Source organism: Streptomyces sp. DSM 120436 (assembly GCF_055778765.1).
The window spans coordinates 3997081-4011219 of sequence record NZ_JBSKBS010000001.1 but is presented as its reverse complement, the minus strand read 5'-3'; the positions used below and the strand labels follow the sequence as shown (position 1 = coordinate 4011219).

Annotated in this window: 12 protein-coding genes; 5 read left to right on the top strand and 7 right to left on the bottom strand. The window is 72.8% G+C overall.

Annotated elements, in window-relative coordinates; genetic code table 11:
- Positions 1–7 precede the first annotated feature (7 nt).
- Positions 8–1132, top strand: coding sequence for an ATP-binding protein (locus ACWH4W_RS17805; protein WP_473076707.1), 1125 nt, complete (start codon positions 8–10; stop codon positions 1130–1132).
- Positions 1129–4053 (top strand): DUF5682 family protein, encoded by a 2925-nt coding sequence (locus tag ACWH4W_RS17800; RefSeq protein WP_473076706.1) that lies wholly within the window; start codon positions 1129–1131, stop codon positions 4051–4053. The genes ACWH4W_RS17805 and ACWH4W_RS17800 overlap by 4 nt, the downstream gene beginning before the upstream one ends.
- Positions 4054–4098: 45 nt before the next feature.
- On the opposite strand, the gene ACWH4W_RS17795 is transcribed toward ACWH4W_RS17800, so the two are convergent.
- Complete coding sequence (locus ACWH4W_RS17795; RefSeq protein WP_473076705.1) at positions 4099–4599, bottom strand: hemerythrin domain-containing protein; 501 nt, start codon at positions 4597–4599, stop codon at positions 4099–4101.
- Between the two features lie 120 nt (positions 4600–4719).
- Entirely contained in the window at positions 4720–5577 is an 858-nt protein-coding gene (locus ACWH4W_RS17790) for a helix-turn-helix transcriptional regulator (RefSeq protein ID WP_473076704.1), read from the bottom strand.
- 127 nt (positions 5578–5704) lie between these two features.
- On the opposite strand from ACWH4W_RS17790, the gene ACWH4W_RS17785 reads away from it, so the two are divergent.
- The gene (locus ACWH4W_RS17785) at positions 5705–5914 is read left to right on the top strand and encodes a 4-oxalocrotonate tautomerase family protein (RefSeq protein WP_106411463.1); all 210 of its coding nucleotides are present in this window, start codon (positions 5705–5707) and stop codon (positions 5912–5914) included.
- Positions 5915–6208: 294 nt separating this feature from the next.
- Here the strand turns inward: ACWH4W_RS17785 and fusA are convergent, their stop codons facing one another.
- Positions 6209–8257 carry an elongation factor G gene (gene fusA / locus ACWH4W_RS17780; RefSeq protein WP_473076703.1) on the bottom strand — a complete coding sequence of 683 codons (2049 nt, stop codon included), beginning with the start codon at positions 8255–8257 and terminating at the stop codon, positions 6209–6211.
- 435 nt (positions 8258–8692) lie between these two features.
- Here fusA and ACWH4W_RS17775 point away from each other — a divergent pair, with 435 nt between their 5' ends.
- Positions 8693–10102 carry an MFS transporter gene (locus ACWH4W_RS17775; RefSeq protein WP_473076702.1) on the top strand — a complete coding sequence of 470 codons (1410 nt, stop codon included), beginning with the start codon at positions 8693–8695 and terminating at the stop codon, positions 10100–10102.
- A 114-nt stretch (positions 10103–10216) separates the two neighbouring features.
- On the opposite strand, the gene ACWH4W_RS17770 is transcribed toward ACWH4W_RS17775, so the two are convergent.
- Complete coding sequence (locus ACWH4W_RS17770; RefSeq protein WP_473076701.1) at positions 10217–10510, bottom strand: hypothetical protein; 294 nt, start codon at positions 10508–10510, stop codon at positions 10217–10219.
- 2 nt (positions 10511–10512) lie between these two features.
- Here ACWH4W_RS17770 and ACWH4W_RS17765 point away from each other — a divergent pair, with 2 nt between their 5' ends.
- On the top strand, positions 10513–10848 hold the full coding sequence (locus ACWH4W_RS17765) for an ATP-binding protein (RefSeq protein ID WP_473077532.1): 336 nt from the start codon (positions 10513–10515) through the stop codon (positions 10846–10848).
- A 193-nt stretch (positions 10849–11041) separates the two neighbouring features.
- On the opposite strand, the gene ACWH4W_RS17760 is transcribed toward ACWH4W_RS17765, so the two are convergent.
- The 3 genes from ACWH4W_RS17760 to ACWH4W_RS17750 are packed head-to-tail and all read right to left on the bottom strand — an operon-like array spanning position 11042 to position 14126.
- Positions 11042–11680 (bottom strand): S26 family signal peptidase, encoded by a 639-nt coding sequence (locus ACWH4W_RS17760; RefSeq protein WP_473076700.1) that lies wholly within the window; start codon positions 11678–11680, stop codon positions 11042–11044.
- Positions 11677–13581 (bottom strand): ABC transporter ATP-binding protein, encoded by a 1905-nt coding sequence (locus ACWH4W_RS17755; RefSeq protein WP_473076699.1) that lies wholly within the window; start codon positions 13579–13581, stop codon positions 11677–11679. The genes ACWH4W_RS17760 and ACWH4W_RS17755 overlap by 4 nt, the downstream gene beginning before the upstream one ends.
- Complete coding sequence (locus ACWH4W_RS17750) at positions 13578–14126, bottom strand: TlpA disulfide reductase family protein (protein WP_473076698.1); 549 nt, start codon at positions 14124–14126, stop codon at positions 13578–13580. The genes ACWH4W_RS17755 and ACWH4W_RS17750 overlap by 4 nt, the downstream gene beginning before the upstream one ends.
- Positions 14127–14139 lie beyond the last annotated feature (13 nt).

Genomic DNA, 14139 nt, shown 5'->3' with positions numbered 1-14139 from the left:
ATCCCTCATGTCCGAACTGCTGCGCGCCCCCGCCGAGATCAAGTACGCCGAGGAGCTCGACTGGCTGGAGTCGATCGACGACAACCCCAAGCCGTTCTCGTGGCGCCTGTCGCCGAAGATGGTGCGGTTGTTCATCCTCGGCTCCGAGCGGGCCGACGGGCTGGACCGTGAGATCTCGCAGAAGTGGTTCGGCGACCGCAGCTTCGTGGAGCGGTCGATCGTCACCCTCGCCTCCGACCGCGGCCTGCTGCTCATCGGCGACCCCGGCACGGGCAAGAGCTGGCTGGCCGAGCTGCTGTCCGCGGCGATCTGCCGCAACTCCACGCTGGTGGTCCAGGGCACGGCCGGCACCACCGAGGACCACATCAAGTACTCGTGGAACGTGTCGATGGTGATCGCCAAGGGGCAGTCGCGGGAGTCGATGATCCCCTCCCCGATCATGACCGCGATGGAGGCCGGCGCCATCGGCCGCTTCGAGGAGCTGACCCGCTCCACCAGTGACGTGCAGGACGCGCTCATCTCGATCCTGTCCGAGAAGTACATCTCCGTTCCCGAGCTGGGGAGCGGGAGCGGCGACGACAACATCGTGTTCGCCAAGCCCGGCTTCTCCATCATCGCCACCGCCAACAGCCGCGACCGGGGCGTCAACGACCTGTCGTCCGCGCTGAAGCGCCGCTTCAACTTCGTCCGCATCCCGGTGGTGACGAACAAGAAGAGCGAGGCGGAGATCGTCCGCTTCCGCACCGAGGAGCTGCTGCGCCGGCACGCGATCGACCTGGACGTGCCGCCGACGCTGCTCGACGTGCTGCTGCAGAGCTTCGCCGACCTGCGGGCCTCCGCCGCGGCGGCCGGCAGCGACGACGAGAAGCTGGAGTCCGCGCTGTCGACGGCCGAGCAGATCGGGGTCCTGGAGGACGCGGTGCTGCACGGCAACTTCTTCGGTGAGCGCGCCCTGACCGCCCGTACCCTGGCGTCGTCGCTGGTGGGCTCGCTGACCCGGCGCGAGCCGGAGGACCTGGCCATCCTCAACAAGTACCTGCACGGGGTCGTCGAGCCGCGCAGCAAGGAAGAGGGCGGGGCCTGGCCCGAGTTCCTCGAGGGCGGCCGCGACGCGATCGCCACCCTGTCGTGAGCGGGCACCAGGAGAGCGGTGTGTTCACCGCACTGCGTACGCAGCTGCAGGAGGCGGCGACCGAGTTCGCGGGCGGGCCCGACGCCCTGGAGGGCATCCTTCTCGGCATGGTCGACGACGTCGACCGGGCGGTGCGGGAGCCGCTGGAGATCTTCCCGGTCTGCCACCACTCCCCCGCCTCCGCCCTGGCCATGGCCCGCCGCCTGCGGGAGAAGCGGCCCAAGGTGGTGTACCTGGAGCTGTGCGAGGACATGGCGCCGCTGCTGACCGAGCTGCGCAACTGCCGGCTCCCCGTGGCCGTGCAGGCGTTCGCGGGCGAGATCGACGGCTTCCCCCAGGAGTGGGCCCCGCTGTCGGTGGTCGCGCCGATCACGGAGGCGTCCGCCGAGTACCAGGCCATCGCCTACGCCCTGGACACCCCGGGCGTCGAACTGGTCCTGGTGGACCGCTCCTGCGACCACGTGTTCCAGTGGGACCGCGCCGGCACCACGGACGCCGAAGGGACTTCGGCCGACGCGGAGGATACGCCGAAGTCCGAGGAGGCCGCGCTGCACGGCGAGGCGGTCGGCGTCGAGATCGGCGACCTGCGCCCCCGCTTCGCCGAGCTGGAGGAACACCTGCTGCGCCACGGGAAGGTGCGGCACTGGTCGGAGTGGTGGCACCAGTACGTCGAGGTGCCGCTCGGGGACAGCGACCACGACACCTACCGCCAGGTCATGTTCCTCATCGGCAGCCTGTTCCGGCGGCTGGCGCCGGGCGACGGCGACCGGGTCCGGGTGGACGAGGACCGCGAGCGCTACATGTGGACGCGGATGCGTGAGCACATGGCGGCGACGGGCACGGACCCGGAGGACTGCCTGTACGTGTGCGGGGCGTTCCACGCGGCGAGCCGGGTGGAGGAGTTCGGCGTGCACGGACGCTCGGACGGGTTCACCGTCTCCCCGCGCACGGCGACCACCTGGCAGTACGGGCTGATCCCGTCGAGCCACGCGGCGATCGAGGCGCAGTTCGGCCTGGCGCCCGGCTCGGTGTCGATCGCGGCGACGCAGTGGCGGAAGAGCCTGCAGCGGACGCGGATACGGCCGTACCGGCTGGAGGGTCAGGCGGGGGCACGGAAGTCCCGCGCGAAGAAGGCGACGGCCGTGGCCGCACCGGCGCCGGCCACGGACCGGCTGTCCGGGTTCCTGCACCGGCCTCCCGTGCTGGACGGCCTGGACGAGGCGGAACTGCTCGGCTGGTCCGTGGACATCGTGCGGGCGGCCCGCCGCAACGGCTACCTCGCCTCCACCGCGGACGCCATCGCGGTCTTCGAGACGTCGATCCTGCTCGCGGGGATGCGGGACCGGGCCAAGCCGACGCCGTACGACTTCCAGGACGCGGCGGTCACCTGCATCGAGAAGGACAGCGTGCCCGGGCGGCGGGACGTGCGGCGGCTCGTCGAGATCATGATGGGCGGCGACCGGGTCGGGCAGGTGGGTTACGAGGCCCTGCCGCCGCTCGCCCGGGACGTGTACGACCGGCTGGAGCCGCTGGGGCTGAAGCTGCAGCAGCGCGGTGTGCAGCGGGCGTTGCTGGACATAGCCGGCCGGCCGGAGCTGGAGGCGTGCTCGGACGTGCTGTGGATGCTGCGGCGGCTGATGCCGGCGGCCGCGGCCCGGCCGATCATGGGTGAGCGGCGGCTCGGTGAGCGGTCGATCCAGGAGTCCTGGGACCTGGCCCTCGGCACCCATCAGCGTGCGCTCATCGAGCTCGGCTACGAGGGCGTCAGCGTCGAGCAGGTGCTGGAGCAGCGGCTGCGGCGCGAGGCGTACGGGCCGCGGGCGACCACGGCGGGCGTGCTGGCGGCCGTCGAGGACACCCTGCTGTACCTGCGCAGCGGGCGGCTGGCGGAGGAGCTGGGCACCCACGCGCTGAAGGTGCTGTCCGCGGAACGCACGGTCGACGGGGCGCCGGAGGTGCTGCGCCGGGCGCGGACACTGCTGGCGTACTACCGCACGAGCCGGCCGGAACTGCCGGCGTGGATCGAGTCGTTCGTCCGGACGGGGTACGCCCACTACTGCACGCTGCTGCCGACGGCGTTCCGGGACGAGGACGCGACGGTGGGGCAGGTCGCGGCGATGCTGGGCTTCCTGTTCAGCATGGAGAGCCTGGCGCTGTCGCTGGGCTGCGACCGTACGCAGCTGGAGCTGGCGGTCGCCCAGTCGCACCCGGAGGACCCGTCGAAGACGGCCCTGCTGTGGGCGGCGCAGGTGCAGCTCGGCACCCTGTCACGCGCCGAACTGCGCGCCAGGTGCGACGCGTTGCTGGACAACCCGCTGGTGGTGCCCTCCTACCCGCGCTACCTCAACGGTTTCGTGCACGCGCTGGAGCCGGTGCCCGGGCTGGCGGACGTGGTGGTGGAGGCGGTGTCGAACGCGTTCGGCCGTCTGCCGGACACGGTGCTGCTCCCGTGGCTGCCGCTGCTGATCACCACCCTGCGCAAGGGCGCGGCGGACCTGGCCCCGCTGCTGATCCGCGAGGCGGGCCGCGTCTTCCCGGGCCGGCTGCCGGCGCTGGACGCGTGGGTGCCGCCGTGGCGGCAGCCGCAGGAGGACCCCTTCGCGGCCTCCCGCGCCCGGCGCACGGCCGCCGCCCCGGCGCCCCCGGGCGCCTCGCTGCTGGCCGCCCACCCGGCGGCGTGCGACGCGGTGGCGGGACTGCTGGGGTGCGAGGACGGCTGGCAGCGGCACGACACGCCCGCCGCCGCACCGGGCGCGGCACTGCTGGCCGCGTACCCGGCGGCGTGCGACGCGGTGAGCGGGCTGCTGGGCTGTGACGCCGGCTGGGCGCCGACCGGAGATGCCGGTTCACCGGTCGGCGCCCTGACGGTCACGCACCCCGCTGCGGCTGAGGCACTGGAGGCGCTGCTCGCCGGTGTGTGACGGTGAGGTGAGGCGGAGGTGAAGCGAAGGTGAGGCCGGTTGCTCTCAGGGAGCCGGCCTCACCTGTCTCTCGAACCGGAAGACCGTGCCGGCCCAGTCGGTGTCGTCGACTCCGCCGTCCAGCGCCGCCCCGATCGCCCGTTCCTCGTAGGTGAAGTGGCTTTCCATGATCGCCGCCAGTCCGTCGAGCTCACGGCCGATCGCCGCCAGGTCCGGACCGGACGCTTCGACGGCCCTGGCGGCGAGTTCACGCACCTGGGACAGGATCGAAGCGATCATCCCGTGATCCTGGACGAGGTTCGCGACGGTCGCCTCGAGATCCGGGCGCTCGTGCAGCAACCGGGAGAACATCCCGTCGTCCTCGCCCTGATGGTGCGACGTCAACGCGTCGCAGAAGGCCAGGCAGTGGGTGACGAGTGTGTCGTCGCTCAACTGCCGGCGTCCGAGATCCGCCTTGATGTCGTTCAGCCGGCGGCGCAGTTCCTGATGTGCTTGTGACAGTTGCAGGCTCAAAGCAACCGCACGGTCGCTGTGGTGGGAGGCCACGTGGGGCAGTCCCTTCGGTTCCGCACCTCCATGCCTGGCGCAGACCGCCACCGGCACGCGATGCTGCTCCGATCCGATCACGCATCGCGGAGTCGCGGCAAGGGATATGTGCGACGTGCCTCAGGAGACCTCCTGCGTGCCCACCACCGCCAGCAGGTCGAGCAGGCCGGCGCTGTCCGTGCCCACGGCGGGGGTGAACCACAGCAGGCGCTGCCGGCCGTCCTCGCTGAACAGGTTGAGGCAGTTGACCTCGACGACGCCGAGCGCGGGGTGCCGGATCCGTTTGCGGTCGTCGCGGCGGAACGCCACCTCGTGGGCGGCCCACAGCGCGGCGAACTCCGGCGAGGCACGCCGCAACGTGTGGATCAGCGACGTGACCTCGGTGTCCTTGGCGTCCCGGCGGGCGGCGGCCGCGCGGAGGTCGGCGACGAAGGCGCGGGACTGGCTCGCGTGGTCGGCCTCGGGGTAGAGCTGTCTCGACTCGGGCTCGGTGAACCACCGGTGGACGAAGCTGGCGCGGGGGCCGCGGAAGCCGGAGTGGTCGCCGAGCAGGGCCACCGCGAGCGGGTTCTGCACCAGCGTGACGTGCAGATCGGTGATGACCTGGGCGGGCGTCGACGGCATCCGCTGGAGCAGGTCGAGCATGCCGGGGTGGACGTGTGCGGCGGGACCGGCCGGGGCGGGCACGGGCCGGTCCGCCAGGCGGTACAGGTAGTCGCGTTCGTCGGCGGTCAGCCGCAGCGCCCGGGCCAGAGCGGCGAGCATCTGCTCCGACGGCTGCGAACCGGCCCCGCGCTCCAGCTCGTTGTAGTAGTCGACCGACGCCCCGGCGAGCTGGGCGACCTCCTCCCGGCGCAGTCCCGGCACCCGTCGCCGGGGTCCTGCGGGCAGGCCCACGTCGGACGGGCGGATGCGGTCCCGCCGTGACCGCAGGAACGCCCCGAGCTCGGTGTACTTCGCCGCACCCATGCGTCCCATTCTCGGGCCGCGCGCCTCACCGACCCAGGGGACGGCATCCCCTGGTTGCGCGGGCCGGCGCCCCGCACCGTGGAGGCACACCGGCCCGCGCACCGCCGCGGGCCCCGAGCGTCAGGAGTGACCCGTCATGCCGTTCGCCCACTTCAAGGTCCCCGCCGGCACCCTCACCGCCGAGGACAAGCAGACGATCGTCGAGCGCACCACGGAGCTGTACGCCGAGATCTACGGTGAGCGCGCCCGCGCCACCACCGTCGTGCTGGTCGACGAGGTCGCCGACGGCGGCTGGGGCGTGGGCGGTCACGTCCTCACCGCCGCCCTGCTCAACGGCGGCACCTGAACCGGCGGACCACGCACGAAAGGCGCCCCGCCCGGCGCACCCGCTCCGCGTGCCCGCGGATGATGTCCCCGTACCGGTGTCCCGGGCCCTTGACCGTGCGGGCCGGGGTGGCGTGGTCGACGTGGGCCGGTGCGGCCACCGCCTGCGGGACGCAGGAGCCGAGGCCGAGCCGGTCGGGCGGGGCCGTGATGGCCGCGAGGTCGCCGGGCCGTGCGGAACCTGCCGGGGCGCGGCGTCACGGGGCTGGACGACGCGGCGGCCTCCCCCGGCCGGGGGGCCGCCGCGTCGTGCCGCCTACCGCGCGGTCACCCCGGCAGGTGCCGGGGCGTAGCCGGTGGGCCGGCTGGTGAAGGCGCCTCGGCCCTGGGTGCGGCTGCGCAGCCGGGTGGCGTAGCCGAAGAGTTCGGCCAGCGGCACGGTCGCCGTGACGACCGCCGCGCCCGCCCGGGTGACCGAGCCGGTCACCCGGCCCCGCCGTGCGGCCAGGTCACCGAGCACGGAACCCACCGCGTCCTGCGGCACGGTGACCGTGACCTCGGCGACCGGTTCCAGCAGCACCATCGCGCACGCCCGCAGCGCGTCCCGCAGTCCGAGCCGGCCCGCGGTGCGGAAGGCGGTGTCGGAGGAGTCCTTGACGTGCGTCGAGCCGTCGGTGAGCGTCACCCGCAGACCCGTCACCGGGTGTCCGCCGAGCGGTCCCTCGGCGAGCGCGTCCCGGCAGCCGGCCTCGACGGCACGGACGTACTCCTGCGGCACCCGGCCGCCGACGACCGTCGACCGGAACGCGAAGCCGCTCCCGGTGCCGTCGAGCGGCTCGACGTCGAGCACCACGTGCGCGAACTGTCCCGCCCCGCCGTCCTGTTTGACGTGCCGGTACACGAACCCGGACACGCCGCGGCCCACGGTCTCCCGGTGGCTGACGCGGGGCCGGCCGACGGCGACGCCCAGCCCGTGGTCACGCCGGATCCGCTCCACCGCGACCTCCAGGTGCAGTTCGCCCATGCCGGACAGCACCGTCTGACCCGTCTCCGCGTCGGTGCGCACGACCAGCGAGGGGTCCTCCTCGGCGAGCCGGGCCAGCGCCGACGCCAGACGCCCGGTGTCCGTGCTCCGCAGCGCCTCGACGGCGACCGAGACGACGGGTTCGGCGGTGCCGGGCGGCTCCAGCACCAGCGGGGCGTCCGGCGCGCACAGCGTGGTGCCGGCGCGGGCGCCCTTCAGCCCGACCACGGCCACGATGTCGCCGGCGACCGCACGGTCCAGGCGCGCGTGCCGGCCGGCGCGGACGCGCAGGATGCGGCCGACGCGCTCGGCGCGGCCGGCGGTGGCGTCCCACACGGTGTCCCCCTGTTCGATCGTTCCGGAATAGACGCGCAGATAGGTGAGGCGTCCGGTGGCGGTGGCGGTCACCTTGAACGCGAGCGCCGCGAGCGGCGCCGCCGGGTCGGCGGGCCGCTCCCGCTCGGCGCCGTCGTGCGTGCCGCGCACCGGTGGCACGTCCAGCGGTGAGGGCAGGTAGGCGAGGACGGCGTCCAGCAGCGGTTCGATCCCGCGGTTGCGATAGGCGGAGCCGCACAGCACGACCACGGCCTCACCGCGTGCGGTCAGGTCCCGCAGGGCCGCCGTGAGCGTCCCGGTGCGGAGCGCGCCCGTGCCGCAGAACTCCTCCAGCGCGGCCGGGTGCAGTTCCGCGACGGTCTCCTCCAGCAGCCGGCGCCGTCGCAGCGCCTCCTCGCGCAGGACGTCCGGCACGGGTGCCGGGTCGCGGGCCTCACCCTCGTCGTCCCAGGTCAGAGCGCGCATGCCGAGCAGGTCGACGACCCCGGCGAAGGCGTCCTCGGCCCCGATCGGCAGGTGCACGGCGAGCGGTACCGGGTGCAGCCGCTCCCGGATGGAGGCGACGGCCGCGTCGAGGTCGGCCCCGGCGCGGTCCATCTTGTTGACGAACGCGATGCGCGGGACGCCGTGCCGGTCCGCCTGCCGCCACACCGACTCGCTCTGCGGTTCCACCCCGGCGACCGCGTCGAACACGGCGACCGCGCCGTCGAGGACGCGCAGGGAGCGCTCGACCTCGTCGGCGAAGTCGATGTGGCCCGGGGTGTCGATGAGGTGGAGCCGGTGACCGTTCCAGGAGCAGGTCACGGCGGCGGAGAAGATGGTGATGCCCCGGTCGCGCTCCTGCGGGTCGAAGTCGGTGACGGTGGTGCCGTCGTGCACCTCGCCGCGCTTGTGGGTGGTGCCGGTGGCGTACAGGATCCGCTCGGTGACGGTGGTCTTGCCGGCGTCGACGTGGGCGAGGATGCCGAGGTTGCGGACGACGGCGAGTGGGTCGGTGGTGCGCATGGCCCGTGGCCTTTCGGAGGGAACCGGAAAAGGGCGGCGCGATGTCCCCCGGCGCACGGCGCCGAGCACCCCCCTCGAGAGGGTTCGGTCCGACGTGCGTCAGGGCAGCCGGTGCCGGCCGCGCAGCGGGCACCGGGCGGCCGGAGACACGAGGATCACCACGGACCGGCGGGACCGGGAGCGGGGGGCGACGGCGACAGCGGTGTGGGCACGCACGGCCGGGCTCCCTTCCCTGGTCGGATCTGAACGCGCGCGGGCCGCCGACCGGGGGCGGCGCGCGCCTGCCCGGCGAGTGTAGGGAGGGCGGAGGTCGCAGGGCCACGCATTTTCCGCGGCAGGTCACAGCGGATTCGTCTCACATCATGAAACGCACTTTCTGAGAAATGAGACCTTCTGAGAATGTGAAGTGATCGTTCCCCGTGGAAAGACCGTGAAATGCCCGCATCACCCACCAGTCCGGCCCCGACCCCCGTCAACTCGCGGTCGCGCGTACTCGTCGCCAGCCTCGTCGGCACGACGATCGAGTTCTACGACTTCTACATCTACGCGACCGCCGCCGTACTGGTCTTCCCCACGCTCTTCTTCCCGAGCAGCGACCCCACCACGGCGCTGCTCTCGTCCTTCGCGGTGTTCGGCGCCGCGATGGTCGCCCGGCCGATCGGCGCGGTGGTCTTCGGCCACCTCGGCGACCGCCTCGGCCGCAAGGGAACGCTGGTGGCCTCCCTGCTCACCATGGGCATCGCCACGTTCCTCATCGGTGTCCTGCCCACCTACGCGCAGGCCGGCTGGGTGGCCACCGCGCTGCTGGTGCTGATGCGGCTGGCACAGGGCTTCGCGCTCGGCGGCGAGTGGAGCGGCGCGGCCCTGATCGCCACTGAGAACGCACCGAAGGGCAAACGCGCCCTGTACGGCACCTTCCCGCAGCTGGGCGCCCCGCTGGGCTTCATCATCGGCAACGGCCTGTTCCTGATCATCGGCGCACTGCTGCCGTCCTCGGCCGGCGCCGACCCGTCCCAGCCGTCGGAGGCCTTCCTGAGCTGGGGCTGGCGCCTTCCGTTCCTGTTCTCCGCGGTGATGGTCGCGATCGGCCTGTGGGTGCGGATGCGCCTGGTCGAGGCGCCGGTGTTCGCCAAGACGCGTGAGGCCGGCCTGGTGCGGAAGCTGCCGCTGGCCACGGTCTTCCGGAACCACTGGAAGCAGCTCGTCCTCGGCACGTTCTTCATGCTGGCGACGTACGTCCTCTTCTACCTGATGACGACGTTCTCGCTGAGCTACGGACGGGCGGCCGAGGACGCGGACGTGCCGGGCCTGGGCTACGGCTACTCGACGTTCGTGCTGATGATGATCTTCGGTGTGCTGTTCTTCGCGGCGTTCACCCTGATCTCCGGCCCGCTCGCGGACCGCTACGGCCGGCGCGCCACGCTGATCGCGGTCACGGCCGGGATCCTGGTCTTCGGCCTGGTCTGGGTGCCGCTGATCGGCCTGGGCACGGTCGGCGTGGTGCTGTGGCTGGTGTTCGGCTTCACGCTGATGGGCATGACGTTCGGCCCGATGGGCGCGCTGCTGCCGGAGCTGTTCCCGACGAGCGTGCGCTACACGGGCTCCGGCATCTCCTACAACGTCAGCTCGATCCTCGGCGCGGCGGTCGCCCCGTTCATCGCGGTGGCCCTGTGGGAGGCCGGCGACGGCTCCCCGTGGCTGGTCGGCGTCTACCTCTCGGCGATGGCCCTGCTGACGCTGGTGGCGCTGGTGATCGGACGGGAGACGAAGGACGTGGGGCTGGAGGAGGGCGAGGCTCCCGAGACTCCGGCCCACGAGGAGGCGGCTGCCGCTGCAGCTCGCTGAGCTCCCTGGATCAGTGAGGCCCTCCGTGTCCGTCGCCCGGACACGGAGGGCCTTCTGCGTGCAGTCCCGGCCCGTGCGCGTCAGCGTCCGGGGAGGGCGGCTGCTGCGCACGGCTCAGAGGCCCCTGGTCACGACTCCCTGCGGCTCGCCGTTGACCGTCACCGCGGGGTCGGCCTCCACCACGCGCACGGACATGGCGATCGGCGCGGGGCGGGCGTCGGCCGTCTCGGCCGCCGAGAGGTGCCGGACGGGGGAGGAGCCGTCGGTGAACGGGCGGACGGTGTGGGCCAGAAGGCGGGTCAGCTCGTCGTCGAGGCCCTGCTGCAAGGGGGTGCCGTCGGGGCCGAAGGAGTCGATCTCACGCTCGGCGAGCACCACGCCGGTCTCCGCATGGGTGCCGGCCGGCACGGCTGTTCGTCGCGCGCTGCCTGGACACCTGGGGCCACCCCTACGACAGCGAGGTCGACGAGACACTGACGCTGATCACCGCCGAGCTGAGCGCGAACGCCGTGCGGCACGGCCGTGTTCCCGGCCGGGACTTCCATGTGCGGCTGGCCGCCGAGGCGGACGGCGAGCGGCTGCGCGCGGAGGTCTCCGACACCCGCGCCGAACGCCGGCCCGCCGTCACCGCGCCCCCGGACCCCACCGCCGAGTCCGAGTCCGGCCGCGGACTCCTCCTCGCCGCCGCCCGCGCCGACGACTGGGGCGTCATCGACCGCCGCCACGGCCCCGGCAAGACCGTGTAGGTATCCGTGAGTGTGACCCGCCCTTCAGTGACATGACGCCGATGGCTCCTGGCACGTCCCCCGCGATGTCCCAGGCGTCTTCGGTCCCCGCACCGGTCCCGCCCGCCCGGCGTGCCGCCGTGCGGCCCTCCTCCGGTTCGGCCCGGTGCCGCCGCCCCGGCTCGTGGTGCGCATCCCTCCTCTTCGCGTCCGGTCACTCACTCAGGGCCGGTGGTCCATGGCGGCCGCGGCACCCTCCCACTCGCCCGGCCGGGTCATGCCCGGGGAGACCGCCCGCCCGCCCGGCCGTGCGGGGCAGAGGGCGCAGTACGGTGCCCAACACCCGCTCCGCCGGGAAGTAGCCGAGCTGCCGGGAATCGAAGCTGACCTCCTGGTTGTCGCCCAGCAGGACCAGACTGCCGACGGGGACCCGGGTTTCGGGCACTTCGCTCAGGGCGGCGACCCGGTCCCGCGGGACCGGGTCGCCCGGTACGGCCACCACACGCTTGATCAGCCACTCCCGCTCGGTGATCGTGGACGGCCGGGCGGTGCGCGGCACGGGCGGGCGGTGCCAACCGGAGCCGGGAACCGGCCCGGTACCGGGGCGTTCCGTCACGACCACCTGGCCCGGCAGGGGGGTCCGGTGACGGCGTACCAGAACCCGGTCACCGTCGTGGTACGCCGGTTCCATGCTCGCCCCGCGCACGGTCACCGCCACCAGCCCACGCGTCAGGAGTGCCGAGACGGCCAGGCCGCCCAGTCCGAGGAGCGCCGCTGGTGCTCCGCAGAGCAGCGCGACCCTGGTGACGCCTGCAGCCCGACGTGTCCGGGCGGGCGGTCGCGGGGTGGTCATGGGGTTCCTCCGGTGGGGGCCGCTCCGGCCTCCGGCTCGGCCTGGTAGCCGGAGGCCTGCAGTGTGAACAGCCGGGCGTACTCCCCACCGGATGCCAGCAGGGCGGCGTGGTCGCCCTGTTCGGTCACGCGCCCTTCGGAGAGCACGACGATGAGGTCGGCCTCGCGTACGGCGCCGAGCCGGTGCGAGATCAACAGGCTGGTCCGCCCCTCGCGGTGCCGCCGCAGTTCGTCGTGGATCTCGGCCTCGGCCTCGGCGTCGAGTCCGGCCGAGGGCTCGTCGAGGATCATCAGGTCCCGCTTGTGCCGTTCGTCCCGCAGGAACGCCCGGGCCAGGGCGAGCCGTTGCCATTGGCCGCCCGACAGCATCACTCCGGTGGCCGGATCGTCCTTGTCGGACTCCATGAAGAACATCCGTGACAGCAACGTGTCGTAGCCGTGGGGCAGGCGGGCGAGTGTGTCGTGGATGCCCGCCCGTTTCGCCGCGGCCTGGATCGGCGCGCGGTCGTCGTCGGCGCCGTCCGGGTTGTCGGAGGACCCCGGGGCGCCCAGGGCTATGTTGTCGGCCGCCGTCATGTCGTACTCCATGTAGTCCTGGAAGACCGCGCCGATCCGCTGCCGCAGTTCGGCCGGACCGGTGTCGCGCAGGTCCACCCCGTCCCACAGGATCGTCCCCCGCGTGGGATCGTAGAATCGGCACAGAAGCTTGACCAGCGTCGACTTTCCGGCGCCGTTCAGCCCGACCAGTGCCACTGCCTTGTCGTGGGGTATCCGCAGGTTGACGCCGCGCAGCACCCAGGGGTGCTCCTCCGAGTAGCGGAACCACACGTCCCGCAGTTCGATCGCGTCGCGCAGTTCCGGCAGCGCGCGCGGGGCGGCGGCGACCGGAAGGTCCCGGCCGGCCGTGGTGACCGCCTCGTAGTGTCCGAACATCAGCACCGCTTGGTGAGAGCGGGCCACCTCGGCGGCGAGCGCGGCGAGCGCGCTCTGCACCCCGCCGACCGCGGCCACGAACATGGTGATGCCTCCCACGGACAGCACCCCGGTCCGGGCCGCGCCCACCGCCCACAGCAGCCCGCCGCCGGACACCGCGGCGGCGAGCAGTCCCAGCCCCGCCTGGACGAGCACTTCGCGCCTGTCCATGGTCCGCTTCGCGGCGTTGGCCGTACGCCGCTCGGTCAGCATCCGCTGCCGCAGGAAGGCACCCGCGCCGAACAACCGCACCTCCTTGGCCGCCTCCACGCTGGACAGCAACTGGCCGTAGAAGAGCTCCCGCCGCTCGACCGGACCGATGTCCCAGAACATCCGTACCCGCCTCCGCGACAGCGCGATCTCCGCGAGGAGCGTCGGCACCCCCGAGGCGAGCACCAGCACGGCCATCAGCGGGTTGAGCAGGAGCAGAGAGCCGAGGAAGCCCGTGATGGTGAAGGCCGCCCGGGCCATGCCGAGAACTCCGTCCACGGCCAGGGCGGGTGCCGTCCCGGCGGACTGCTGGGCGAGCCGTAACCGGTCGAGGAACCGCGGGTTCTCGAACCGGCCCAGTCCGACGAATCCGTCCACGGCGGTGAACAGCCGGTCCTGGGCGAGCAGCCCCGCCTCACGGTCGATCTCCGCCCGCAGGTACTGGGTCACCTGCGGCGTCACTCCGGCGACCAGCCCGCACAGGGCGAGCCCCGCTCCCAGGCCGGTCAGTGTCCCCGGGTCGGTATCGCCGGCGACGCGATCGAGTATCAGCTTCGTCAGCCATGCGATCGCCACCGGGAGCAGGCCACCGGTCAGTGTCAGTGCCGTGTACAGCGCGAGCGGTCCGGGCGCCGCCCGGACCGCGAGCGAGCACGCGGCGACCGCCGACCGTCCCGCGCCGACCCGCCTCCGCGGCTGTTCGGTGACGGGATCGCTCATGCGGTGAAAGCCGGGAGGGTCAGCCGGACGTCGTCATCCGTGACGGTCAGCCGCCCGGCGCCGTCCCGGGCGACCATGAGCACGGTGGGGTACGCCTTGGTCTGGAACGCGGCGCCCAGCGCCCCGTCGTACTCCTCGACGACCACGCGCGCCACCGGGGCCAGTTCGGCGACCAGCGCGGCCGAGGTCTCGGCATCGCCGACCACCGTCGCCAGCACCCGGTCACGGCCGCCGGACAGCGTCCTCGCGTACTCCACGAACTTCGGCAACTTCTCCTTGCAGGGCTTGCAGGTGGGTGAGAAGAAGGCCACGAGCGTCTCACCGGTCAGGAGGTCACGGGAAAGTCGTTCGCCGTCCACGGTGGAGACCGCGAAGTTCCCGACCTCCTCCCCCACCGTGATCGAGGCTCGGCCGTTGCCCGCACCGCTCACGTCGGCGAGCAGCTCCGTGTGCTCACGCAGCCGTTTGATCACGCCCACCGTGAGGATCAGGTCGAGCAGGCACAGCGAACCCACGAGCGTCAGAGCGGCGATCAGGAAAGGCATCGTGATTCTCCTC